General features: G+C 63.7%; 11 protein-coding genes and 2 pseudogenes. 7 read left to right on the plus strand and 6 right to left on the minus strand.

Annotation, left to right across the window (positions count from 1 at the left end; all coding sequences use genetic code 11):
- Nucleotides 1–94: 94 nt before the first annotated feature.
- A complete protein-coding gene (locus tag EDE08_RS05355; protein WP_165935755.1) occupies nucleotides 95–1,549 on the plus strand; it encodes an undecaprenyl-phosphate glucose phosphotransferase in 1,455 nt (484 codons plus the stop codon).
- A gap of 239 nt (nucleotides 1,550–1,788) precedes the next feature.
- Entirely contained in the window at nucleotides 1,789–2,151 is a 363-nt protein-coding gene (locus EDE08_RS05360) for a helix-turn-helix domain-containing protein (protein WP_131867875.1), read from the plus strand.
- Nucleotides 2,152–2,166: 15 nt separating this feature from the next.
- On the opposite strand, the gene EDE08_RS05365 is transcribed toward EDE08_RS05360, so the two are convergent.
- Nucleotides 2,167–4,470 (minus strand): nucleotide-binding protein, encoded by a 2,304-nt coding sequence (locus EDE08_RS05365; RefSeq protein ID WP_207912895.1) that lies wholly within the window; start codon nucleotides 4,468–4,470, stop codon nucleotides 2,167–2,169.
- A gap of 364 nt (nucleotides 4,471–4,834) precedes the next feature.
- Here EDE08_RS05365 and EDE08_RS05370 point away from each other — a divergent pair, with 364 nt between their 5' ends.
- From EDE08_RS05370 to EDE08_RS38990, 3 genes and pseudogenes are all read left to right on the plus strand, one after another.
- Entirely contained in the window at nucleotides 4,835–4,972 is a 138-nt protein-coding gene (locus tag EDE08_RS05370) for a hypothetical protein (protein ID WP_207912893.1), read from the plus strand.
- 21 nt (nucleotides 4,973–4,993) lie between these two features.
- Nucleotides 4,994–6,310 (plus strand): aspartate aminotransferase family protein, encoded by a 1,317-nt coding sequence (locus EDE08_RS05375; RefSeq protein WP_131867877.1) that lies wholly within the window; start codon nucleotides 4,994–4,996, stop codon nucleotides 6,308–6,310.
- 174 nt (nucleotides 6,311–6,484) lie between these two features.
- Nucleotides 6,485–6,604: pseudogene (locus EDE08_RS38990) on the plus strand (hypothetical protein); the annotation flags it as partial.
- A 249-nt stretch (nucleotides 6,605–6,853) separates the two neighbouring features.
- On the opposite strand, the gene EDE08_RS05380 reads toward EDE08_RS38990, so the two are convergent.
- Together EDE08_RS05380 and EDE08_RS05385 are read right to left on the minus strand one after the other, a co-directional pair.
- The gene (locus EDE08_RS05380; protein ID WP_131867879.1) at nucleotides 6,854–8,176 is read right to left on the minus strand and encodes an HlyD family type I secretion periplasmic adaptor subunit; all 1,323 of its coding nucleotides are present in this window, start codon (nucleotides 8,174–8,176) and stop codon (nucleotides 6,854–6,856) included.
- A gap of 10 nt (nucleotides 8,177–8,186) precedes the next feature.
- Nucleotides 8,187–9,965 carry a type I secretion system permease/ATPase gene (locus EDE08_RS05385; protein ID WP_131867881.1) on the minus strand — a complete coding sequence of 593 codons (1,779 nt, stop codon included), beginning with the start codon at nucleotides 9,963–9,965 and terminating at the stop codon, nucleotides 8,187–8,189.
- A gap of 517 nt (nucleotides 9,966–10,482) precedes the next feature.
- Here EDE08_RS05385 and EDE08_RS05390 point away from each other — a divergent pair.
- Entirely contained in the window at nucleotides 10,483–18,978 is an 8,496-nt protein-coding gene (locus tag EDE08_RS05390) for an ExeM/NucH family extracellular endonuclease (RefSeq protein ID WP_131867883.1), read from the plus strand.
- A 116-nt stretch (nucleotides 18,979–19,094) separates the two neighbouring features.
- Here EDE08_RS05390 and EDE08_RS05395 read toward each other — a convergent pair.
- The 3 genes and pseudogenes from EDE08_RS05395 to EDE08_RS05405 form a co-directional block, all read right to left on the minus strand.
- Nucleotides 19,095–19,295 (minus strand): annotated as a pseudogene (locus tag EDE08_RS05395) (chromate transporter); the annotation flags it as partial.
- A 168-nt stretch (nucleotides 19,296–19,463) separates the two neighbouring features.
- Nucleotides 19,464–20,267, minus strand: a complete 804-nt coding sequence (locus EDE08_RS05400) for a tetratricopeptide repeat protein (protein WP_245524711.1) — start codon at nucleotides 20,265–20,267, stop codon at nucleotides 19,464–19,466.
- Nucleotides 20,268–20,389: 122 nt separating this feature from the next.
- A complete protein-coding gene (locus tag EDE08_RS05405) occupies nucleotides 20,390–21,022 on the minus strand; it encodes a FecR family protein (RefSeq protein ID WP_131867885.1) in 633 nt (210 codons plus the stop codon).
- 623 nt (nucleotides 21,023–21,645) lie between these two features.
- On the opposite strand from EDE08_RS05405, the gene EDE08_RS05410 reads away from it, so the two are divergent.
- The gene (locus EDE08_RS05410) at nucleotides 21,646–24,405 is read left to right on the plus strand and encodes a VCBS domain-containing protein (RefSeq protein ID WP_165935754.1); all 2,760 of its coding nucleotides are present in this window, start codon (nucleotides 21,646–21,648) and stop codon (nucleotides 24,403–24,405) included.
- Nucleotides 24,406–24,409: the final 4 nt, after the last annotated feature.

A 24,409-nucleotide genomic window follows, 5' to 3' on the forward strand; every position in this document is an offset into this window, starting at 1 on the left:
CCGTCATTGACAGTTAACTAGCAGTAAAAGTATCATAATTATGGTACAGTGCGCATGTTATCAGGATCGGGACTTCGATCCCGGGGGGTGCATTGTGACCGACTTGACCAACACGGGTGGATCGACCACGACATCCGAGGTCCGATCACCAGTTCGTCTTGCCCTTCCGTTCGTTCTGATCGAGCCGCTGTTCGCAAGCCTCGACGCCGCCATCATCGTTGCGGCCGGCGCATTGGGGGGCATCGCTTATCAGTACGTTCTCGGGGGGACCTTTGAGAACGTCGGATTTTATGCAGGGCTGGGATTGGTCGCCAGCCTTGCCCACATCCTCGTCGCGTATTTCCTTGGCCTGTACCGGCACAACCATCTGCTGGACGACGAGCGCGAAGGCGGCCGCGTCCTGGCCGGCTGGTGTATCGCGGCGCTAATTATCCCGGTGGCCCTGTTCCTTTTCAAATCTGGTGACGAGGTCTCGCGCGGATCGGTGCTTTGTTTCGTCTCGGTTGCGGCCGCCGGTCTGGTCTGCGGACGCTGGATGGCGAAGTGCAGCCTCAGAGCCGCGCTGCTCACGGGGACCATTCGAGGCCGGCGGGTGGTGGTGGTCGGAACGCCTACGGAACTCGCACAGTTCGGCCGGAACGACCTGCTGACCCGATTTGGGCTGCAGGAGATCGAACGCGTGACCTTGCCGCGCGTGGACGACCTGTTCTCGTCATCCGAGGCGAAGCGAGGCCAGGCCATGATGGCGCGGATTCGCCACGCCGCCGCCGAGGAGGTCGTGCTGGCGCTGCCCTGGTCGGCTCCACAGGCGGTCACGGCGCTGCTCGGCCATTTGCGCGCAATCCCGCTTCCCGTGAAGCTGTTGCCCGATTGCGCGGTCTCCACATTGCTGCGGCACCAGACCTCGATGTCGCAGCGGCTCTACATGGTCGAGGTGCAGCCCGCTCCGCTCTCGGCCCTGAATCGGCTGAGCAAGCGCCTGCTCGATATTGTCGTGGCGACGACCTCGCTGCTCATCCTCATACTTCCTCTGGTGATCTCCGCCGTCGCAATCAAGCTGGAGTCGAAGGGACCGGTGATCTTCCGGCAGCGCCGCCATGGGTTCAACGGAAAGCCATTTATCATCTACAAGTTGCGTAGCATGCGCGTGCAGGAGGATGGCGGGTCTGTCGTCCAGGCGACCAAGCAGGACCCCAGGATAACCAGGGTCGGGCGGCTGCTGCGCCAGACCAGCATCGACGAACTGCCGCAACTGATCAACGTGCTGCAGGGCCACATGTCGATCGTCGGGCCGCGACCTCACGCCCTGGTGCACGACTACGAATACGGCCGGATGATCGCGAACTACGCCTTCCGCCACCATGTCAAGCCGGGCATCACCGGCTGGGCCCAGGTCAACGGGTATCGCGGGGGCACACCGCAGCTTGAATTGATGGAGCAGCGGATCGAACTCGACCTATGGTATATTGATAATTGGAGCCTGATGCTTGATATCTATGTCATGTTTAGGACGGCGTTCGAGTTGATCCGGCCTCGCAACGCCTATTGATGCGGTCGCGGTTGCCGCTTTGGACCAGGGAGCGAATCACTGAGAACGATCAATGCTGAGTTCTCGTAGGCGCGGCGTTCGCGCCGGGCCAGGCGGGTTGATCCGGGACCCTGCAAGGCAAGGAGGCTGCGGCCAGCGGATGACGATGGCCGGAGAAGTCGAGTAGGGCCTATTGAAAAGGTTCACGATTCGCGCTTACTAGACTTGGGCTAGCGCATTCGGGCCTGAAAGGACCCATCATGGTTGGGAAAAGGCATGCCTCCGGCGAGATTTCGGCCAAGCTAGCGCAGGCCAACGAGCTGGCTGCAAAGGGCAAGACACAGCGCGAGATATCGAAGGCGCTCGGCGTCAGTATCATGACGTACCATCGCTGGAAGAAGATGCTCAAATCTTCGCCGGCGGACAATGGCGTGCGCGCCCTCGATAGCAGACCACAGTCGGGCGCCAATGATGCGAGTTCGGACGAGACCATCAAGCGGCTGGAGCTCGAGAACGCCCAGCTGCGTCGCCTCGTGACCGACATGCTTCTCGAAAAGCTCAAATACGAAGAGGAGCTGCGGTCGCGGCATAGCCCCCGAATGAGGCGCCCGGACAACGGCTGAGCCGATGCTTGAGCGTTAGGCTCCCCTCATATAGTAGCCATTCCGATAGATGCCGGACTGCTCGAAGCGCTCGAGCAGCCGAGGATTGGCCTTGTTCAGGACCACGCCCAGCAACCGCTCGTGCAATTCCGCTTCCGGCGCAAAGTGACGGCGCACTGTCTTGACGCTGGTTGCCCCCCATTCCACCACGAACACGAAGGAATCGATGGCCGGGACGGTGGCGCGAACGTCGACGACGGGTGCGAGCGGCGGCAGGTCGACGATGACGTAGTCGTAGCTCTGGCGCAACCGTTCCAGGAGGTCGCGGAAGCCCTGCGAGGCCAGAATCTCGTCGGAATGGACGGGGGCCTCGGTCAGGAGCAGCGGCAGGAGGGCCAATCCGGTCGTCGGCTCGCGGCCCGTGACGTCGGTGAGATCGAGCTCACCGCTGATCACTTCGAGCCAGCCCGCCTGCGGCCGGGGCAACAGCGAGCGCGCCAGGCTGGGGTTGCGCAGATCCGCATCGATCAGCACCACGCGCCGGCCTGCGTCGGCCATCAGGGCCGCAAGATTGGCCGCTACGGTCGACTTGCCCTCGGCCGGCAGGGTCGACGTAATGCCGATCACCTTGGTCTGGCGAACATTGGCCTGCAGCCAAGCGCTGACCTTGATGGCGCGAAATGCCTCGGTGAACACCGAAATCGGATCCTCGACGGCGCGCCGCTTCAGGGGATCGTTGAATGCAAAGCGCTGCTCCTGCGCGGGTACGGGTTCACCCGGCCCCGGCGCAGGGGCCGGCAGGGCGGGGAGCGTGGACGTCTCCGGCGCGCCGCCGCCGCGCATGAGCCCCGGCGCGTTCACGGCCGACATCTGCGGGATGATGCAGAGACAGCGCGCTCCGAGCTCCTGTTCGGCCTGGCGCGCCGTGCGGAACACCCCGTCCGTGGCCTCGCGCAGCGATGCAATGCCGATGCTTGCCATGATTCCGAGGGACAGCGAAATGGCGAGAACGAGCGAGGTGACCGGCTTGCTCTTCCTCGCCGGTGCGACCGCCGGGCTGATGATCCTGGCATCGGTGATTGGGAACGATTGTTGCTGGATCGCTTCCATGTAACGCTGGAGAAAATTGTCGAACAGCGTGTGATAGACCTTGGCCGAGCTCTCGAGCTCGGCGAGCCCCAGCCGGTCGCGGTTGGTGAGCTGGCCTTCGGATACCAGCGCCGCCAGCGCCCGCTCCAGACTCTCCTCCCGCGTCCTGGCGATCTCGTAATCGCTGCGGTAGCTGCCGGCGATCCGCCCGAGTTCGGCGGTGATGTTGCGGCGAATTTCCTCCATCTGGTCGCGCAGATTGGCGGCAGCGCCATGGTCCGCGCCGTACCGGCCGGAAATATTCGCTTCGCGGGTGGAAAGGTCGATGAACTGATTGCGCAGGCGGGTGATGACGTCGTTCTTGAGCGTGTCGGCGACGGCGCCCTCGCTGACGTCCATCTTGAGCACCTGCTCGATCCTATCGAGACGCGCCTTGGCTTCGCTGGTGGCTCCACGCGCCGTGGCGAGCTGGCTGTTCAGTTCGTAGAGCTGCTGCTCGCCGATCAGCCGGCTGAACGTGCCGGCGCCCGCGGTGGTCGGACCGGCGCCGCCGAGATCGACGATCTTGTTCTTCTCCTTGAATTCGAGCACGGCGCGGTCGGCGGCAGTGGCCTTCGACCTCAGTTCGTTGATGCGGTCCTGCAGCCAGGCGCCGGCGCGAGTCACCGTCCGGTACTTGGCGCCGAGTTGGTCGTCGATATAGGCTTCCGCGATGGCGTTCGCGATTTCCGCGGCCCTCGCCGGACTTTGCGAAGTATAGGAGATGTTGAGGGCGTAGGTCTTCTCGGCGCGGCTGATGCTGCGGTGAGCGAGAAATTCGTCCAGCGCGTGCTGCTCGCGAGCTTCGAGGCTCGACGTTGCGGATGACGCGAAAGGGTTCCAGCTGGTCGAGGCAGCAAACGCCGGATCATCGGCAAGATGCAAATCCCGCACGACATCGAGCCCGAGCTTGCGTGATGCCAGGATCTCGACCTGTGATCCCACTTGAAGCGTGTCCAGCGGCACGTCCCCCTGCGGCTGAAGCTGGTTCTGCAGGACGCGGAGAGTGGTGCTGTCGATCAGCAGGGTGGTGGTGGCCGTGTATTGCGCAGGGACCAGCAAGAGATAAAGCAGGCCGATTGCGAGCGCCGCGGCAGGCACGATGACGAAGACTAGGTACTGCCGCCGGGCCAGACCGGTCAGCTGCTCGATCAGGGCCGACATCGATCCCGAGGCTTCGCCTGCCACATGGTTGACGGGGGGGCGGCTCACCAGCATATCCATCGTGATTTAATTCCTCGCCCCCGACCGGGAAGGCAGGTGTCGGTTGCGCCTCGCAGGCCTCGCGAACCGCGACGGCGAAACCTGGTTGGCCATACCGGTAGCTCTGCAAACGGCGCGACCACGGCTTTGAGGCATAAGTTATCTGGCTGCGGCAGCCATAACATTAATCACGTTATCTGTAGCCGAGAAATAATACATATTTGCAACAGGGTGTCGTCCCTCGACCGTCGGTAGTCTGCGCACCGTTGTCCTACGTGTGGGCGTCTCCTTCGTTCAACGACATTGCTTGATCTTTTGAAGAACTCTCAGCGCCATCTCGAGTGCAGTATGGGCCGGTCTGACTATCCTGGTCATGGAGCAGAACACGGTGCTTGCGCTCTCGGTCGCCGATCGCGCCTATGTGCTGGAGACGGGGCGCGTTGTGCTCGATGGACCAGCAGGCGAACTCGAGCACAATGCGCGCGTACGCGAAGCTTATCTGGGCCGTTGAACCCGGAATCAAGGAGGCAAGATGTATCCCGCCAATCATTCTCAATCCCGAGATCTCTATCAGCGAGCGCTGAAGAGCCTGCCGGGTGGCAATACGCGCACCACGGTCTACATGAAGCCGTTTCCGATCTACGCAGCTTCGGGCGCTGGCTGCCGAGTCTGGGACGTCGATGGCAATGAATATATCGACTGCATCAACAATTTCACGTCTCTGATCCATGGCCATGCTCATCCCGCATTGATCGAGGCGGCGACCAAGCAGCTCGCGCTGGGCTCGGCCTTCGGCATGCCGACGGAATCCGAAGTCGAGCTCGCCGAATTGTTGGCAGCAAGGCTTCCATCGGTAGACCATGTCCGTTTCTGCAATTCGGGCACGGAGGCGGTGATGATGGCGCTGAAAGCTGCTCGCGCCTACACGGGTCGTCCGAAGATCGCCAAGTGCGAGGGTGCTTATCACGGCTCCTATGACTACGCTGAAGTCAGCCTCGATCCGACACCCGCGGCTTGGGGCGGCAACGCCCCGGTATCGGTAGCTTATGCCAAAGGCACGCCCGACAGCGTGCTCGCGGACGTCGTGACCATTCCGTTCAACGACGTCGAGGCGGCAGTGAGCTTGATCCGCGAGCATGGTCCCGAACTCGCTTGTGTACTCGTTGATCCGATGCCGAACCGAGCAGGTCTGGTTCCGGCGGACAGAGCCTACGTGGAAGCGCTCCGTCAGGTCACGCGGGAAGTCGGCGCGCTGCTTGTATTCGACGAAGTCATCACATTCCGTCTCGGCTATGAGGGTGCGCAAGGGCTTTGGGGGATCGATCCGGACTTGACTACGCTCGGCAAGATCATCGGCGGCGGCTTTCCGGTCGGCGCGATCGCCGGCGGCGAGAAGTTCATGTCGGTGTTCGATCCATCCTCTGGCAAGCCGGCGCTCCCGCACGGTGGCACCTTCTCGGCCAATCCCGTCACCATGCGCGCCGGGCTTGCCGCCATGAAGCTGCTCGATACAGCAGCCTATTCACGCCTCGATAGGATCGGCACCGCGGCACGCGACGGAATCAATGCGGCTTTCCGCAAGACCGGCGTTGCCGGGACCGCAGTCGGATTGGGCTCGCTACTCAAGATTCATTTTACGGATCGCAACGTCCGGGATTATCGTTCAGCCTACTTGAGCGAGATGGAAGCGAAGCGCCAGGCTGTGTTCACCGCCGGACTGCTCAATCGCGGGATACTGGTCGCGAGCTATGGCCTGATGGCGCTGTCGTTGCCGATGACCGATGCTGACGTGGATACGATTGTGAAGGCGGCTGCGGAGTCCCTGGAGGAGGTCGCCGCGTTCGGCTGATCAGGCTCTCCGTACCCGCGAACTGTTCCGACCGGCGCTCGCTTGACGCCGGATTGAGATCCTCATTCCTACCAGCAGGCTTGCGATGACCTCGTCGCGATCGTTCGCGACGGCAACACCGTGTTCGCAAAATAGCCGACAACGCCGGCAGACCAGTCCGCGGATCAACTTCGTCCAGGCAACAAGGTCGAAGGTCCCGCAATTGTGGAAACTGAGACGACGACCGTCCTGATTGGTGACGGCGAGCAGATCGAGGTCAATGATCTGGGATGGCTCGATATCGGGCTCAGGTGATTGAATGATGAGGCCGCTCGGCGTTTGGGTGCGCCACTCCGTCGGTTGGGTCTGGCCTGAACTGGTGACGTGCCGAGCGCGACCGCGATCTTGGCCTTAGGGCCGGCCTGAGGCGGACTCCGGCAACATCGGCACACCAGGCTTGCTCGCCTGGCGAGGGTCCGCAGATCTGACTCGTTCGGAAATTGGGATACCGTGCTGACGGCAATGCGGACGCCTGCTGGGCGACGATCGCGATAGGGACTTGGACTATTTCTGCCGCAGCGCGCGGGCGAGCTGATCTTCCAGCGGCTTGCGCAGGTAGGCGAGCGCCGTCCGCACGCCGTTCTGGATGAAGGCTTCAACCGGCATGCCGGGCACCAGAGCCTTGCCGTCGAGCTTGGCGAGTTCGCTCGCGTCGAGGCTGATGCGGGCGACGTAGTAAGCCGCGCCGGATTGCGGGTCTTTGGTCAGGTCGGCGGCGATCCGCGTCAGCGTGCCGTCGAGCTCGGGGGTCACCGCGGCGTCGAACGCGCTGAAGCGGAGCTTGGCAGATTGCCCGACCTTGAGCCGGTCGATCATTTGCGGATCGACCCGGGCCTCGACCACAAGCGAATCCTTCGGCACGATGAGCATCAGCTGTTCGCCCGCGGTGATCACGCCACCGACGGTGAAGACCGATTTCTGGTGGATCAGACCGTCCTGCGGCGCGCGCAATACCACGCGATCGAGCTGGTCCATCGCGGCGATGCGGCGTTCACCGAGATCGGCAAGCTTGGTCTCGACGTCGCGCAGTTCGGTCGCGACCTCGCGGCGCTGGTCCTGGACCAGCTGGATGATCTGCAGTTCGGTTTCGGTGATCCGGCCCTTGGCGCGTGCGATCTCGGCGATCAGCTGGCCTTCCTCGCCGGTCAGGCGGGAGGCCTCGCGCTCGAGCGCAGTGAGGCGCGCATAGGGCACCAGACGCTTTTCGTAAAGCTCGCGGACGCCCTCCAACTCGGTGTCGATCCAGCGGATCTGTTCGCGCTTCGACGCGATCTGCGCCTCCAGGCCGCGGATTTCGTCCGCGATCTGCGCCTTTCGTTCGCGCAGCTGCGATTGTTGGCCGCTGATCGCCTCGCGCCGCCGGGCGAACAGCGTGGTCTCGCCCTCGATCATCTCCGCGATCGCGGCGACGGCGCGGCGGGCGGCGATCTCGCCGGGCAGCGCCACCGCGTCGCGGCCGTTCTGCTCGGACTGCAGCCGGGCACGACGCACCCCTAGCTGGTTGAGCTGGTTTTCGATCAGCGCAAGGTTGGCGCGCGGCAGCGTCTCGTCGAGGCGGACCAGCATGTCGCCGGCCCGAACCTGATCGCCGTCGTTGACGTAGATGTCGGCGACCACGCCACCAGTCGGGTGCTGAACCCGGCGGACGTTGCTGTCGACCACCACCTGTGCCGGCGCGATCACGGCGCTGGCGAGCGGTGCGGTCATCGCCCAGACGCCGGCGGTGGACACCACGATCGCCAGCGTGCCGATTCCGAATCCGGTGGCGCGCCGGATATCGCGAAACGGATTGTTGCGGCGAGCATCGGGCGTGCGGGGTGCGGTCATATGGAGGTCCTCAACTGGCGGCGGCGGCCGGAACCGAGCGCGCATCGGGCACCGCCTGCAGCGCCGCTCCGCCGGGCACCGGATGAGCGGCGAGCGATTTGCGCAGCACTTCGTCCTTCGGGCCGAACGCCTGCACCTGGCCGGTCGCCAGCGTCAGCACGAGATCGACCGCGGCGAGCGCCGCCGGTCGATGCGCGATGATGACGGCAATGCCGCCGCGAGCCCGGACGCGCCGGATGGCGTCGGTCAGCGCGGCGTCGCCTTCGGCGTCCAGGCTGGCGTTCGGCTCGTCGAGCACCACCATGAACGGATCCTTGTAGAGCGCGCGCGCCAGCGCGATCCGCTGCCGCTGGCCGCCCGACAGGGTGGCGCCGGCTTCGCCGATCCGCATCTCGAACCCCTTCGGCAGCTTCAGGATCATCTCGTAGGCGCCGGCTGCCTTCGCCGCGGCGATCACCGCCGCCTCGTCGATCTCAGGGTCGAAGCGTGCGATGTTCTCCGCCACCGTTCCGTCGAACAATTCGACGTCCTGCGGCAGATAGCCGATCATGCCGCCGCGAATTTCTGCCGGCCACTGGTCGAGGGTGGCGCCATCAAGGCGAATCTCGCCGCGTGCGATCGGCCAGATCCCGACCAGCGCCCGCGCCAGCGTCGATTTGCCGGCGGCTGACGGGCCAATGATGCCGACCGCCTGGCCGGCTTCAAGTGCGAACGAGGCGTTGTGCACGATTGCTGTTGTGCCGCCGGGGGCGGCGATCGTTACTTGCTCGACCGTGAGCCGATGGAGGGCGCGTTCGGGCGCGACGTCGGGCTTCGGGGCGTCGCCGTTGCGCAGAGCGGCGCGGAGCCGTTCGCCCGCCTGTCGCGCGGCGAGGAATGGACGCCAGATGGAGATCGCCAGTTCCACCGGCGCGAGCGCGCGGCTGCCCATGATCGACGCGGCGATCATCACGCCGCCGCTGGCCTGCCCCTCGATCACCAGATAGGCGCCGAGGCCGAGCAGCGCCGATTGCAGCATGAAGCGCAGCGTCTTCGACAACGCGCCGAGCGATCCGGCGATATCGGCGTTGCGCTGCTGGGCGGCGACGAGATCGCCGTTGGCGGCCCCCATCCGGTCGATCAACCGCTGCTCCATCCCCAGCGCGGCCACGATTTCGGCGTTGCGCCGACCGGCTTCAAGCTGGACGCCGCGGATTGCGCCGGCACGCGACGCATCCCGGGTCGGCGCCCGCGTCAGCACTTCGGTGAGCAGCGCGATCCCGAACAGCAGCACCGCGCCCACGACCAGCGTCCAGCCGAGATAAGGATGCAAGAGAAAGCAGCCGGCGAGATACAGCGGCATCCACGGCAAGTCGAACAGGGTCGTCGGGCCGAGCCCGGATAGGAACGACCGGACCGAGTCCAGATCATGTGACAATTGCAGGCCGCGATTCGCGCCGCCGCCGCGTAGCGGCCCGCGCAGGATGTTGCAGACGACCGGTTGCCACAGCGCGGCGTGCAGTGCCGATCCGATCCGGGTCAGAATGCGCTGACGCAGCAGGTCGAACAGCCCTTGCATCGCATACGCCGCCGCCACCGCGATCGACAGCGCGATCAAGGTCGGAATGCTGTGCGATGGGATGACCCGGTCGTACACCTGCAGCATGTAGATCGAGCCGGTGAGCATCAGCAGATTGAGCACCGCCGAGAACAGTCCCACCGTCAGAAAGGCCGTTCTGCAGGAGGCGATCGCGGCCGACGCGAGATCGCCGGACGCGGGAGTCGACGCGGAGGACGTTGTTGCGGTCATCTTACTCAATTCAAAACGACGTCGGATCGTCACGGTCGGATGTGGTCGGCGTTCGTTAGCGAGGTTCAACGTCAGGCGCATGACAAAGCGCGGTGCGCGAAAACGCGGGCCGGCGGCAACGAGGCCGCGATCCCTGCGACGAAACGCCGCCATGGTTCGGAAGTTCGGCCGCGCAGACCGGGAATCGAAACCTGGCGTGGTCGCTCCTCGCGGCGGGCTGATTGAGCTGTAACGCGATGACCCATTGGCGATTGCTGCCGGCCGAGAGGTCGAGCGCGCCGTCCCGCGCAAAGCTGGTAGTTGGTTCTGTCGGTCTTCGCGGGGCTCTTCGGGCGGCAACTTCACCGGCCCGTTAACAAGCAGTCACCGATCTGTTGTCATCGGCGTTCTATCAAATCAGTAACGATACGTTAACCATTAACGATCCGTTAACAATCGGCCGTCTGGACCACGCCCTCGCGCATGCCGTGAGGCGGTGATCTGCGACGTCTTTTCTCAAGCGCTGGAGTGGCGATAAATGTCGACGACCCCTCATGTCCTGGCGAACGGCGATTTCCTGCAGGATTGGTCCAATACTGGCCTTATCACGACCAACGATGATTGGTCGGGGGTCGCATCGATCGTCGGCTATCTCGGCAACGATGTCGTTTCGGCCACCGGGGTGGACGCGCGTACGGCTACCGGACCGTCGTCAGGAGATGTCGACGTCGTCGCCAACCAGACCAACACCGCCATCACCAACGGCGGTGTGGCCGAATTCCAGATTGCCAACCCGACGGTGGCGCTGAACGGCTCGAACAGTGCGGATGCCCCCAGCCTCGTGATCCATCTCGACGCCACCGGCCGCAAGGATGTCCGGCTGAGCTTCGACGCACGCGACCTCGACGCCAGCACGGACGACGCCGCGCAGCAGATCAACGTGCAGTATCGGCTCGGTTCGAGCGGGGCGTGGAGCAACGTTCCGAGCGGCTACGCCGCCGACGTCACCACCGGCGGTGCCGCGACCCAGGTGACGCAGTTCGATCTGCTGCTGCCTGACGCCATCAACGGCCGCAGCGACCTCCAGGTACGCATTCTCACCACCAACGCCGTCGGCAATGACGAGTGGGTCGGCATCGACGACATCCGCGTCACCAGTTCGTCCGAATCGTCAATCGAAGCTCAGCACGTCGCCTTCGCGCCGGATTCACTTACGGTGTCGCATGACGAAGGTAACAGCGGTCAGACAATCTTCGAGTTCACCGTCGAGCGCAACGGTGGCACCACGGGCGACGTGGCGTTTTCGGGAGTGATCGCTTCGGCACAGACCGATGCGGCCGACTATGTCGGCGGCGAGCCGGTCAGCTTCAGCGGCACCATCGCCGCGGGAGAGACCTCCGCGGTCGTGACCGTCACCGTCGCCGGCGACGCCGTCAATGAGCCGAACGAGAGCTTCACGCTGACGCTGCAGGACGTTTCCAATTCGGCGGCCGTGACCACCACGATCGGCAGCGCCGCGACGGCGACCGGCACCATCGTCAACGACGACGTCGGCATTACCAAGATCAGCACGATTCAGGGCAGCGGAACCAGCAGCGCCATGGTGGGCCAGACTGTGACCGTCGAAGCCATCGTGGTCGGCGATTTCCAGAACGGCGATGCCGGCGCCAACCGCAATCTCAACGGCTTCTATCTCCAGGAGGAAACCACCGATTCCGACGGCAACGTACTGACCTCCGAGGCGATATTCGTCTACGGGAGCGCCACCGACGTCCAGATCGGCGACCGGGTGCGCGTCACCGGCTCGATCAGCGAATATTTCGGCCTGACCGAGCTCACCGCCAGCAACATTTCGGTCGTCCAGGCCGGCGCGGTGGCCGACGTCGACACGATGGCGGTGCAGATCGACCTGCCGTCGATGGGCACTACGCTGAGCCAGGACGGCGACTACCAGCCTGATCTTGAAGCCTATGAAGGCATGCTGGTCACGATACCGCAGACCCTGACCGTCACCGAGCAGTACAATCTCGACCGGTTCAACGAGATCAAGCTGGCGGCGGGCGAACGGCCCGAACAGTTCACGCAGGAGAACGCGCCCGACGCCGCCGCCTACCAGGCGTATCTGGCCGAGCTCGGTGCCCGCACCATCACCTATGACGATGGCCTGAACGTCCAGAACGCCGCGATCAACAACCTCGACGGCTTCGATCCGAACGACAACCCGTCCGCCACGCCGAACTACGGCACCGCCGACGCGGTCCGGATGGGTGACACCGTCACCGGCCTGACTGGCGTGCTCGACTATCAATGGGCCGGCAACTCCGCCTCGGGGGCGACCTGGCGGATCCGCTCGGTCGAAGATGGCGCCAACACCTTCGGAGCCGGCGACAATCCGCGCACCGATGCGCCGGAAGACGTCGGTGGCCGCCTGAAGGTGGCGAGCTTCAACGTGCTGAACTACTTCACCACGCTGGACAATGGCGGCACCACCGCGATCGGCGAAGCGCCGCGCGGCGCCGACAACGCCGCGGAGTTCGCGCGTCAGACCGAGAAGCTGGTCGCGGCCATCCTCGACATGGACGTCGACGTGCTGGCGCTGACCGAGCTGGAGAACGACTTCTCCGCCGCATCGTCCGGCAACGCGATCAAGTATCTGGTCGAACAGCTCAATGCCGTGGCTGGGGCGGGTACCTATGCCTGGGTCGATCCCGGCCAGCAGTTCGTTGGCGGCGACGCCATCGCGGTCGGCTTCATCTACGACACCACGGCGGTGAAGATCGCCGACGGTACGACCATCGAGACCCTCAACGACGCCGACCTGCCCGGGCTCGGCCTCGGCGGCCTGCTCGGGCAGAGCACGGTCGGCGCGGTGTTCGACGGCGAGAACACCAGCCGCAACGCGATCGCGGTGACCTTCGAGGAGCTGGCGACCGGCGAAACCTTCACGGCGATCGCCAACCATCTCAAGTCAAAGAGCGGTACCGGCTCCGGCGCCGATTCCGATCAGGGTGACGGTCAGGGCAACTGGCAGAACCAGCGCGAGCTGGCCGCCACCGCGCTGACCGCGTGGGCGGCGAGCGATCCGACCGGCTCGGGCGATCCGGACGTGATGCTGCTCGGCGACTTCAACGGCTACGCCAAGGAGCAGTCGACCGCGCTCGTCGAGGGCGCAGGCTATGAGAATCTGCACGACCGCGAGGACGACGCTTATTCCTATGTGTTCGACGGCCAGACCGGCACGCTCGACTATGCCTTCGCCAATGCCAGCCTCGGCGGGCAGGTGTCCGGTGTGACCACCTGGCACATCAACGCCGACGAGGCCGACGCGCTCGACTACAACACCGACTACGGCCGCGACACCTCGATCTTCGACGGCGACTCCGCGATCCGGGTGTCCGACCACGATCCGGTGGTCGTGGGCCTCAATCTCGGGGAACAGGAGCCGGCCCCGGCTTACACGCTGCAAATCCTGCATGCATCGGACTTCGAGGCGGGCCTGAACGCGGTCGATCGCGCTGGCAACTTCGCGGCGATCGTCGATTATCTCGAGGAGACCTATGACAACTCGATCACGCTGTCGTCGGGCGACAATTTCATTCCCAGCCCGTTCTTCAGCGCCGGCAGCGACGGCTCGCTGAAGGAGGTCTACGAAACCGCGCTGGAGACCTATTACGGCCTGGCTGCCGGGACGCTGAACATCTCGCCCGGCTTCGGCACCGCCGACATGGCGATGCTGAACATGATCGGTGTGCAGGCCTCGGCGATCGGCAATCACGAATTCGACGCCGGTACCAAGGCGTTCGCCGACATCATCAAGCAGACCGCCGGCTATCCCGGCGCGCAGTTCCCGTACCTTGCAGCCAATCTGGACTTCTCGGCCGATGCCAATCTCGCCTCGGTCTACACCGGCACGATCCAGGATGCCGACGCCTACACCGGCTTCCCGCCGGAGGCCGGTATCGGCAAGAAGATCGCGCCGGCCACGATCATCGAAGAGAACGGCGAAAAGATCGGCGTGGTCGGCGCGACCACGCAGATCGTGCAGAGCATCTCCTCGACCGGCGGCGTCGAAGTGATCGGCGACAATGTCGATGACATGGCGGCGCTGGCGGCAATCCTGCAGCCGACGATCGACGGTCTGCTGGCCCAGGGCATCAACAAGATCATCCTGGTCAGCCATCTGCAGCAGCTCGCGCTCGAAAAGGCGCTGGCGCCGCTGCTGCACGGCGTCGACGTCATCGTCGCCGGCGGCTCGCACACGCTGCTGGCGGACGAGACCGACGCGCTCCGTGCCGGCGACACCGCTGCCGACACCTATCCGATCGTCACCGCGAACGCCGACGGCAAAACCACGCTGATTGTCAATACCTCCGGCGAGTACTCCTATGTCGGACGACTGGTGGTCGATTTCGATGCCGAAGGCAACGTGATCTACACCGCCAACACGGCAGTCAACGGTGCCTACGCCAGCACGGAAGAGGTGGTCGCCTCGCTGTACGACGGCAACACCACGGTCGATGTCGACGATGACGGCGACGTGGACGCCGACGACGCCGATCCGTTTGCCGACGGCGGCCGCGGCGATCTGGTCAACGACGTCGCCCAGGCGGTGGGCGGGATCATCGACGTGCAGGACGGCAACACCTTCGGCAAGACGGACGTCTATCTCGAGGGCCGCCGCAGCGAGGCGCGCACCGAGGAGACCAACCTCGGCGACCTCTCCGCCGATGCGAACCTTTGGTACGCCCAGAAGGTCGACCCGACCGTGCTCGTTTCAATCAAGAACGGCGGCGGCATCCGCGACTCGATCGGCTACGTCTATGCGGTCGGCGGCGAAGCGGTGGAGAGCCCGCCGCTGGCGAACACCAGCGTCGGCAAGGAAGCCGGCGAGGTGTCGCAGCTCGATATCGCCAACTCGCTGCGCTTCAACAACGCGCTGTCGATGGTCACGGTGACTGCGGATCAGCTGCTTGAGGTGCTCGAGCACGCGGTGGCGGCGACCACGGCGACCGCGACGCCCGGCCAGTTCGCCCAGGTCGGCGGCATCGCGTTCTCGTTCGACATGGATTTGCCGGCCGGCAACCGCGTGCAGTCGGCGGCGTTGATCGACGACAACGGCAATCCGGTGCTGGCGCTGGTCGCGAACGGCGAGCTGGTGGTCGATCCGGAGATGGCGATCCGGGTCGTGACCTTGAGCTTCCTGCTCACCGGCGGCGACGGCTATCCGTTCGCGAGCTTCGTCGCGGCCAATCCCGCCTTTGCCAACGTCGTCAATCTGTCGCCAGACCTGGTTCCGGATGCGGGGCAGGGGGCGAACTTCGCGGCCGAAGGCACCGAGCAGGATGCCTTCGCCGAATACATGGCGGCGAACTACTCCGACACGCCCTACGACGTCGCCGACACCGACCGGGCGCACGACGAGCGCATCCAGAACCTCGACTATCGTCAAGACACGGTGCTCGAAACCGAGGCGCTGGTGCTGGTCGGCGACGACGGTGACAACGAACTCACCGGCGCGCTCGGTGACGACGTCCTCAAGGGCCTCGGGGGCGACGACGTCCTCGCCGGGCTCGGCGGCGACGACCAGCTCGATGGCGGCGAAGGCGATGATGCCCTGTCCGGCGGCGACGGCGACGACACGCTGCTTGGCGGTGCAGGCGATGACACGCTCGACGGTGACGCTGGCGACGACCAACTGGCGGGCGGCGACGGTGACGACACCCTGACCGGCGGCGAAGGCGACGACGTCCTGGTCGGCGGCGAAGGTTACGACACCCTGCAAGGCGGCGACGGCAACGACGAGCTGGTGGCTGGCGCCGGCGACACTGCTGAAGCCGGCGAGGGCGACGATCTCATCATCGTCTCCACCGACGATCCCGCGCCGAGCTTGATCGACGGCGGCGCCGGCAACGACACCGTCAAGCTGATCGGCGGCGGCACGGCGGAACTGATCGCCACGCTCAATGTCGAGAACCTGCTGGTGGCCGCAGGCGCCTGGTCGGTGGCCGGATCGGCATCGTACGACGGCGTGACGATCCAGGGCGGCGCGACGCTGGCTTCGAGCCTCGTTGTGGACAACAACGACCACGTCGCCATCGAGGCCGGCGGCGCGCTCTCGGTGTCCGGCAACGCGATCGTCTGGCAGGGCGGTGGCAACGCGGTCATCGACAATGCCGGCGAGATCTCAGGTTCGACCCGTGCGCTCACCACCACGGCGGGGGCGACCGGCTCGGTGACCCTCAACAACCAGGCCGGTGGCGTCGTCCGCGGCGCGCTGACCCCGGAACGGGCCGGTCACGCCGACGCGACCATCACCGTCAACAACGCCGGCGTGATCGAAGCGAATGGCCGCGTCCTCGACTTCCGCACCTTCGACAACAACGGCGCGTCGGCGGTGATCAACAACCTTGCCGGGGGCGTCATCCGCCAGCATGGCAGCGATACCGACGTGATCCGCCCGGGCACCGACGGCGTCGTCAACAACTGGGGGACGATCACGACGGATCCGACCTTCGTGGGCGGAGGCGATCTGGTCGACTTCCAGAGCGACACCGGCGGCAAGGTCAACAACTATGCCGGCGGCTGGATGGAAGCTTCGCGGCATGCCGTCACCGGTGACAATGCCGTCACCGTCATCAACAGCGGCACGATGATCGGCCGCAACGGCTCGGCGGTGAATCTCGACACCGACGGAACCGAAGCGCAGAAGGCGTTCATCACCAACCACGGCGTGATGGAGGGCCGCTCCGCCGAATTGTCCGACAGCGACGGCGACGCCATCGATGTCGACGGTCTGGTGCAGATCGTGAACTACGGCAAGATCTCGGGCCTCGGCGCCGAGGGCTATCACGACGGCGAGCCGAACGTCTCCGAAGCGATCGCGATCGGCGGCGGCAGCATCGTCAACAATGCCGGCGGCGAGATCTACGGCTACGGCCGTGCGATCCAGGTCGACAACTCCAGCAACGCCAACGCGCTGGGGGTGACGACCATCGTCAACCACGGCCTGATCAAGGGCGACGGCCACGGTCCGGAAGGGGTCACCCCCGAGGATGCGGCGCGGTTCGACCTGCGCGGCAACGAGGCGATCAACCTGGTCGGCACCTATGCCGACAGCCTCACCAACAGCGCCACCGGTCAGATCGTCGGCGGCGTCTCGATGGGCGGCGGCAGCGACACGCTGAGCAATGACGGCTCGATCACCGCCACCGGCGGATCAGCGGTGAACATGGGCGAGGGTGACGATCTGATCGTCAACCGCGCCATCATCACCGGCGACGTCCTGCTCGGCGCCGGTGCCGACGAGCTGATCAACCAGAGCTCCGGCGTCATCACCGGCGACGTCAGCTTCGGCGACGGCAACGACAGGCTCGGCAACACCGGCAAGATCGTCGGCAAGGTCGATCTCGGCGCCGGCGACGACTTCGTCAACATCTGGATCGGGTCCGATATCCAGGGCCAGATCCTGCTCGGCGACGGCAACGATATCTTGATCTCGAACGACTGGATCTCGACCAACATGGAGATCGACGGCGGTGCCGGGAACGACGAGATCTACACCTCGTTCGGTAACGACACCATCCACGGCGGCGAAGGCAACGATCGGATCTACGCCAACCAGGGCAACGACACCGTCTACGGCGATGCAGGCAACGACGAGATCTACGGCAACGACGGCGACGATCTGATCATTGGTGGTGCCGGCGACGACACCATCGACGGCGGCGCGGGGGCCGACATCGCGGCCTTCTCCGGCGCGATTGCCGGATACGCGATGACGCTCAATGCCGACGGCTCGATCAACATCGCTGATCAGGTCGGCGGCGACGGCACCGACACGCTCGGCAACATCGAGGAACTCGGCTTCGCCGACGGCACCTGGAAGCTGCGCATCGGAACCGGCGGCAGCGATACGATCGTCGGCGGCCTCGGCAACGATCTGGTGTTCGGCGGCGCCGGCGACGACACCTTCATCGGCGGCCATGGTCTGGATCGTTACGACGGCGGCGACGGCGTCGACACCATCGACTACAGTCACATCCTGTTCGAGCTGACAATCGACCTCGACTCCGGGCTGGCCTACTATCCGGGCTATCTCCGGGGCGCCGACCATCTCGCCGGCATCGAGAACGCGGTAGGCACGGCGTTCGGCGACACGCTGATCGGCTCGGCCGGAGCCAACACCCTGAACGGCGGCCTCGGTGACGACCTGCTGATCGGCGGCGCCGGTGACGACGTGCTGCTCGGCGGCTTCGGCGACGACGTGCTCCGAGGCGGTGCTGGTGACGACACCATCGACGGCGGCTGCGGTCAGGACGTGTTGGATCTGTCCGACGCCACCGGTGCGGTCACGATCAACCTGGCGTCCGGCACCGCGACCGGCGCAGGCATCGGCACCGACCACTTCAGCGGCATCGAGGGCTTCGTGCTCGGCGCCGGTGCAGACCATCTCACAGGCGGCAACGGCGCCGATATGTTCGATGGCGGAGCCGGCAACGACGTCATCGCCGGTGGTGCCGGCAATGACACGCTGCGCGGCGGCGACGGCGACGACGGCGTCGACGGTGGCTCCGGCAACGATGTGGTCGAGGGTGGCGCTGGCAAGGACACGTTGAAGGGCGGTTCGGGTGTCGACCTTGTCTCCGGCGGCGACGGCGACGACAGCATCGATGGCGGCTCCGAAAACGACCTGCTGAATGGTGGTGCCGGCAACGACACCATCAAGGGCGGGTCGGGTGCCGACATCCTCGCGGGCGATGCCGGCAACGACATCTTGTCCGGCGGCTCGGGAGCCGACGTGTTCATGTTCGCCGCCGGCTTCGGCAAGGACACCGTCACCGACTTCGCCACCACCGGTGCCTCGGCCGACGTGCTGCAATTCTCGAGCAGCCTGTTCGCCGACTTCGCCGAAGTGATGTCGCACACCACGCAGGTCGGCAACAACGTCGTCGTGACGCTCGATGCCGACAACACCGTGACGCTGGCCAATCTGCAGATGGCCTCGCTCGCGGCGGACGATTTCCGCTTCGTCTGATCCATCGCCGACTGAACAGAACCACGGAACGCAGCAGCGTTCCGTGGTTCTTCGCGAAACGCGCCGGCGTCGATGTTGGCGAAACAAGACGATAAGACCAGACTCGTAGCGTGAACTCAGACAAGCGTCATCGCTATGCCCGCAGCGGCGCTGAAGGCGACGACGATGAGCGGAGGGGCGCGCCAGGCGACCAGGAGAACGAAGCCGACAAGTGCGATGCCGAAGTCTCGCGGCGAATGCACGGTCGTCGTCCATACCGGATCGTACAGCGCTGCGTCGAGCACGCCGACCACGGCGGCATTGACACCCCGCATCATCACGGCGTCGAGGTTCATCCGGCCGTTGATATGGACGGAAGGCCGTCCGCGCAATTGCTGAGCGTTGCTGCCGAATAGCGTGCGAGGAACGCCTCGCATGAGGCGTGGCTGGCCACAGCGACGGCGCTGATCGCGGGCAATGAGGTCGCACTATCGAGACACTAGCGCCTATCGCACGCCGTACCGCGAGAAGTCCTCGACGATCGTGGGGCGAATGGCTTTTGCGGCTGCAATGTCCGCGTCGCCGCCGATCGCGTCGCCCTTCTTCAGTCTGGCCAAGCCCCTTCCGTAGAGGGAACTTGCAAGCTTTGGGTCAAATGTCAGCGCCGAGCTGTAGTCTGCGACGGCCGCGTCGAGCGCGCCCATCTTTAGATGGACCATCCCGCGCGAGTCGTACGTGGCCGCCTTGTTCAGCTGGGATCGAAGCGATCTGTTGCAATCCTCCAGCGCTGCCTGCAGGGCGCCAAGCACGGCTCTGGTCCAGCAGCGGCCGCTCCATACCTCGTCAAGATCCGATGTGAGACGGATGGCCTCGTCGTGGTCGGACGACGCGGCATCGTACTCATTCTTCTTCAGGTGCGCTTGCGCACGATTGGCGAAGGCTTTGGCGTAGCCGGGGTCCAGCCTGATGGCATGGTCGAGCGTCTGAATCGCGAGGTCGTATTCGCCTTTCAGCAGGGAGGCCACACCCCGGTTATTGTAGGGCTTGGCGAATTCAGGTGCCAGCTTGATCGATTCATTGAAGTCTTGGATTGCGCGGTCGTAGTCGCCCTTCGCAACGTAGGCATTCCCACGATTATTGTAGGAAATCGCCAGGCCTGCTGCCGTGCTCTGGTGCGAGTCGATCAGCGTCGAGCAAGCGGAAATTCGTGAGTCGAGCGAGCTGCGCTCCGAGCCATTGCAGAGTTCAAGATCCCGGAGGCTGTTGGCCGTCGGGTTCTGCGCGGCAGCCAACGACGGCAGGAGTAGCAAGGCCAGGGCGCATATGACGACTATGCCTCTCGATCGGCGGGTTTGCGCGGCCGCAGCGTGGCGGGCGTGCGCCGAACCTTGTGGGCATTTGCTGAACGACGGTTGCGCGTATGGCAATGATCCTAGCAGCCTCGACAGATGTTGAGATCGAACTTGCGGGTAGCGTTCTGGCGGGGTTCTCGCGTCGCGGGTGCCTCCGTTTTCTTCCTGCCCTCCTCGATAAGCGTGGAGAATTTGACTGAGCCATCATCCGAGATTGCGACGTGCGGTGTGGTCCCTCGAATTCCCATGGTCGCGACAGGAGTGTCGACCTTCATATCGCCTGTTTTGGCAACCTTTCCGGCGACGAAGGTAAACGTCCCCCTGGTTAGACTAAACAAGGTCGAATTCGAGTTTCCTCCAGGGTCATACACGAACTCGTCCAGGACCATCCGGGCGTTGGTCGATAGATTGAAAGTTGTGCCATCCGCAAAATTGATGCCGATCCGGCCGTCAACCCCGGTCCGGATGACATCGCCTACATAGACGGGGTCTCCAACCTTCGTCGAGCCAGACGCTTTGGCCTCGATGACGACTGCGTTCGCATGTTCGATGGTCACCGCGCCGGTGGCGCTGACGACCTTTCCGATGAGCTTCGCTGCATCCTGGATCGCGGGCGGCGCTGCATTGACTTGGGCTTCAGCTGGTCCGGCGAACGAGCCAAGCAGAGTCAAAATGAAATAGGTCGCCAGCGCGGTAATCGTGCGAACGAACATGATCTCCCCCTTCTGAGAAGATTGCCGATGATAACACAAGCAACGCGCCGTTCGATTCCGAATATCGCGGTCCGACTAGGCCACACAGGCTAGACTGAGCGACCTAGGTTTCCGATGCCCGTGCCGGTGTTGCGCCGCACATAGACGGCTGCATCTCGGTCGAGTACATTAATTGAACAAATTTCTGAGAAGGCGCTGAGCTGTGTGCAGGTCACATGGCACCAGATGTTTTTTATGTGCGCGAGGTCATTTTTCGACGGGCAGATGTCGGTTGCGGCGCAGGGCGTCTTTTCAAAGGCGCAAGCGATTTAACAAGGATCCGGCAATCACGAGCGGCGCGCGGATTTTGACAGCCCAGGCTGAGGCAATGTCAATTTGCCACCATGTTGAGTTGGAGAACGCAGGTGAAGCAATTGCGGTCCCGCGTTGTCAATTTGTCGACAAATCCCCGGACTACGACTTTTCTTGATCGTGCGTGCCATTCGGGATGGCTCGAAAGAGCTGGACGGGCGCGCGCCTTGCTCGCGAGTTGGATAACAAGAGGGCTCGCGTTCGTTGGAACGTTTGGGGGAAGCCGAGCCCCATTCGAGGTAACTGGCCTGCTGTGGTTCACAGCCCTGATCTTGGCCGAGTCAAAGCAAGCTCGTGCGGCCGATCCCGAAGCCACATTCCTGGATGATGGTATCATTACCTACAAGGACCTCGCGCATGGCGAGTTCGAACTCGTAACCAAAGAGGCGATCCCGCGACATATTCTGGTTGACGATCCCGGACAGACTATTGTTCTGCACGAAAAAGGATCCTCGTTCGCCGTAAACAAGGTCAACAATACTGCCGCTCAGATGGAGGAGCTCCGCGCCGCACAACAGGACGTGCTCGCCAATTTTTCGAAGGAGACAGGAGCAAAGGGATCAAGCACACCCCCGTCCGTTAACCCCCTGACGCCTCAACGCATCGATTTTATCAGGCCTGATGCCCCGCTTCCGCAGCTTCCGCCGGCGATACAAACGCTCTTTGTCGTTCCCGCTATCGTCGATCCCCCCGTGCGGTCGTTGACCGCCACGGCTTTGCCGATTGTTACCGACACGTCTGCCCTTGACCATTTCCCCTCGACTGCCGGTGCTCTGAAGGCGATCAACTTTGATACCGGCGCTCCGCTGAGCTACAGCATAAGCGGCGGAGTCACTGGAGCCGCGAAACTGGGCGGTGTGACCTATGATATTTCCAAAGCCGGTCAATATGGCACGCTTTACGTCAACAGCTCGACCGGCGCCTATGCGTTCGCTCCGGATAATCAGGCGGTCAATGCGCTGACTGCGAGGACAACCGAAGGTTTCGTTGTCACGGTCTCGGACGGTGCATCCAGGGCCACTCAGACCCTTACGGTCACCATCAACGGCGTCAATGACGCAGCGATCATCGCCGGCGACGCGACGGGCGTGGTGGACGCGGCAGGTGACGCCGCCAATGCTGCCGCCGGCACGGCGACGGCAACAGGCACGCTTACCGATACGGACGTCGATAACCCGCCCAACACCTTTAAGCCAGTCAATGCGCCTCAGGCGAGCGATGGTGGGTACGGTGTCTTCACGATGACGGGCGATGGCGTGTGGACTTACATGCTAACCGGTAGCAGGGGTGCGGTAAGGGCGCTCGATGTCGGTGGCACCCTTACCGACAGCTTCACGGTGGCGACAATCGACGGCACACCAAAGGCGGTGACAATCGTCATCCGCGGCGCCAATGACGGACCGATTGCATACGCCGATGTGCTGCCGTTGCTTCCTCCGAGCGCGGCGAATGTGAGCCAGGGCAGCTCGCTGACGATCGCCGCAAGCACTCTGCTTGCGAATGACACCGACCCCGATACCGGCGATCGTCTGGCGGTCCTTTCCGTCAGCGGACTCAGTGCGAGCGGTGCTGCGGTGTCGCTCTCCGGCACTGACATCATCTACGAATCGACGAGCGCCGCTGCCTTTCGCGCCCTCGGGGCCGGGCAGACCGTCACCGATTCTTTCGCTTATACGATAGCTGACACTCATGGTGCGACTGCTTCGGCGACCGTGACGCTGGTCGTAGCGGGCATCAACGATCCACCGACAATTCTCGGCGAGACCGATCCACCGGTGCAGGCCGTCGTGGTCAATCCGATCGCGCTGACCGAGGGGGTAAACACAAACTCGCTGGGCCTGGCGACAGAGTCGTTCGATGACCTGCCAAGCGGATCCGACGCGTTCCACGGCAACTTTTACAGTGCTTCGCTGGATGCCACATTTTCGGGATCGGGAAATGTCGGCGTCATCAATGGATCGATCCCCGGCGTCGCGGTCGCTCTGTTCCTCGGACCGTTGCCAGGCGGCGCGGATACTACCGACTATTTGAGCCTCAGCGCGGGCAGCACCGAGACAATCACCTTTGGCTCGGAGCGAAACACGTTTGGCCTGTATTGGGGTACGATTGACCCAATGAACAAGCTCAGTTTCTACAACGGCGTGAATCTTGTTGTATCCTACACCGGCGCCGAAGTTGCGGCGCTCTTGAGCGCACATCAGGGTGTGTTCGCTTCGAATGGCTATTTGGAATTTGTCGGAATCAACCCCTTCGACCGGGTGGTTCTAGAAACGGGCAACTTCAACGCATTTGAGCTCGAAAACATCTCTGCGGGAGTTGTCCTCGATCGCCACACCGGCCTCGCGGGACCGGTGTCGGGAACGCTGACCGTGAACGACGTCGATATCGGCGACACGCTCACGGCGTCAGTGATCGGAAACGCCAGCGTCGAATTCAGCGGCTCGAACGGCTCAACGACGCTGCCCTTTGGCGCCAATGTCGCAACACTGGTCGATGCCAGCTACATCGCGTTCGACATCGTCAAGTCAAATGGTGCGACGCAGACGTTGAATTGGACCTACAGTCCGACTGATGCCGATCTCGATTTTCTCAAAGCCGGCGATGAATTGACCATTAGATATACGGCGCAGGTCAATGACGGGCACGGCAATGTGGGAAGTCAGGCGCTGACGATTACGATAGTCGGTACCTATGCGTCACAAGACATGTCGCACCTAAGCGTTGTCAATGGTACCAGTGCAGACGAGACATTTCAGAACGTCGGCAACGGCGTCACGATCTTCGGCGCAGGAGGAAGCGACAATTTCGTGTTCAATGAGAATTTTGGCACCGCAACAATCGGCGATTTCGATGTCGATAATGACACGATAGCGATCAGTCGTAACTTGTTCGGCAGTGTTGCCGAGATCTTGGCTGCAGCAACCGACGCCGGCCCGGACACGATCATTACATCGCCCGCCACTCACGATGCTATTGTGCTGAAGGGGGTATCACCAGCGCAGCTGCATGGCTCGGAGTTCCAGCTGCTCTGACCGT

It is taken from the genome of Bradyrhizobium sp. R2.2-H, from assembly GCF_004346455.1.
GTDB classification, from domain to species: Bacteria; Pseudomonadota; Alphaproteobacteria; order Rhizobiales; family Xanthobacteraceae; genus Bradyrhizobium; species Bradyrhizobium diversitatis.

Coding starts and splice junctions, on each gene's coding strand:
- EDE08_RS05370 (WP_207912893.1), top strand. CDS start 4,835: ATGGAGCAGAACACGGTGCTTGCGCTCTCGGTCGCCGATCGCGCCTAT.
- EDE08_RS05390 (WP_131867883.1), top strand. CDS start 10,483: ATGTCGACGACCCCTCATGTCCTGGCGAACGGCGATTTCCTGCAGGAT.
- EDE08_RS05405 (WP_131867885.1), bottom strand. CDS start 21,022: ATGTTCGTTCGCACGATTACCGCGCTGGCGACCTATTTCATTTTGACT.
- EDE08_RS05375 (WP_131867877.1), top strand. CDS start 4,994: ATGTATCCCGCCAATCATTCTCAATCCCGAGATCTCTATCAGCGAGCG.
- EDE08_RS05380 (WP_131867879.1), bottom strand. CDS start 8,176: ATGACCGCACCCCGCACGCCCGATGCTCGCCGCAACAATCCGTTTCGC.
- EDE08_RS05360 (WP_131867875.1), top strand. CDS start 1,789: ATGGTTGGGAAAAGGCATGCCTCCGGCGAGATTTCGGCCAAGCTAGCG.
- EDE08_RS05385 (WP_131867881.1), bottom strand. CDS start 9,965: ATGACCGCAACAACGTCCTCCGCGTCGACTCCCGCGTCCGGCGATCTC.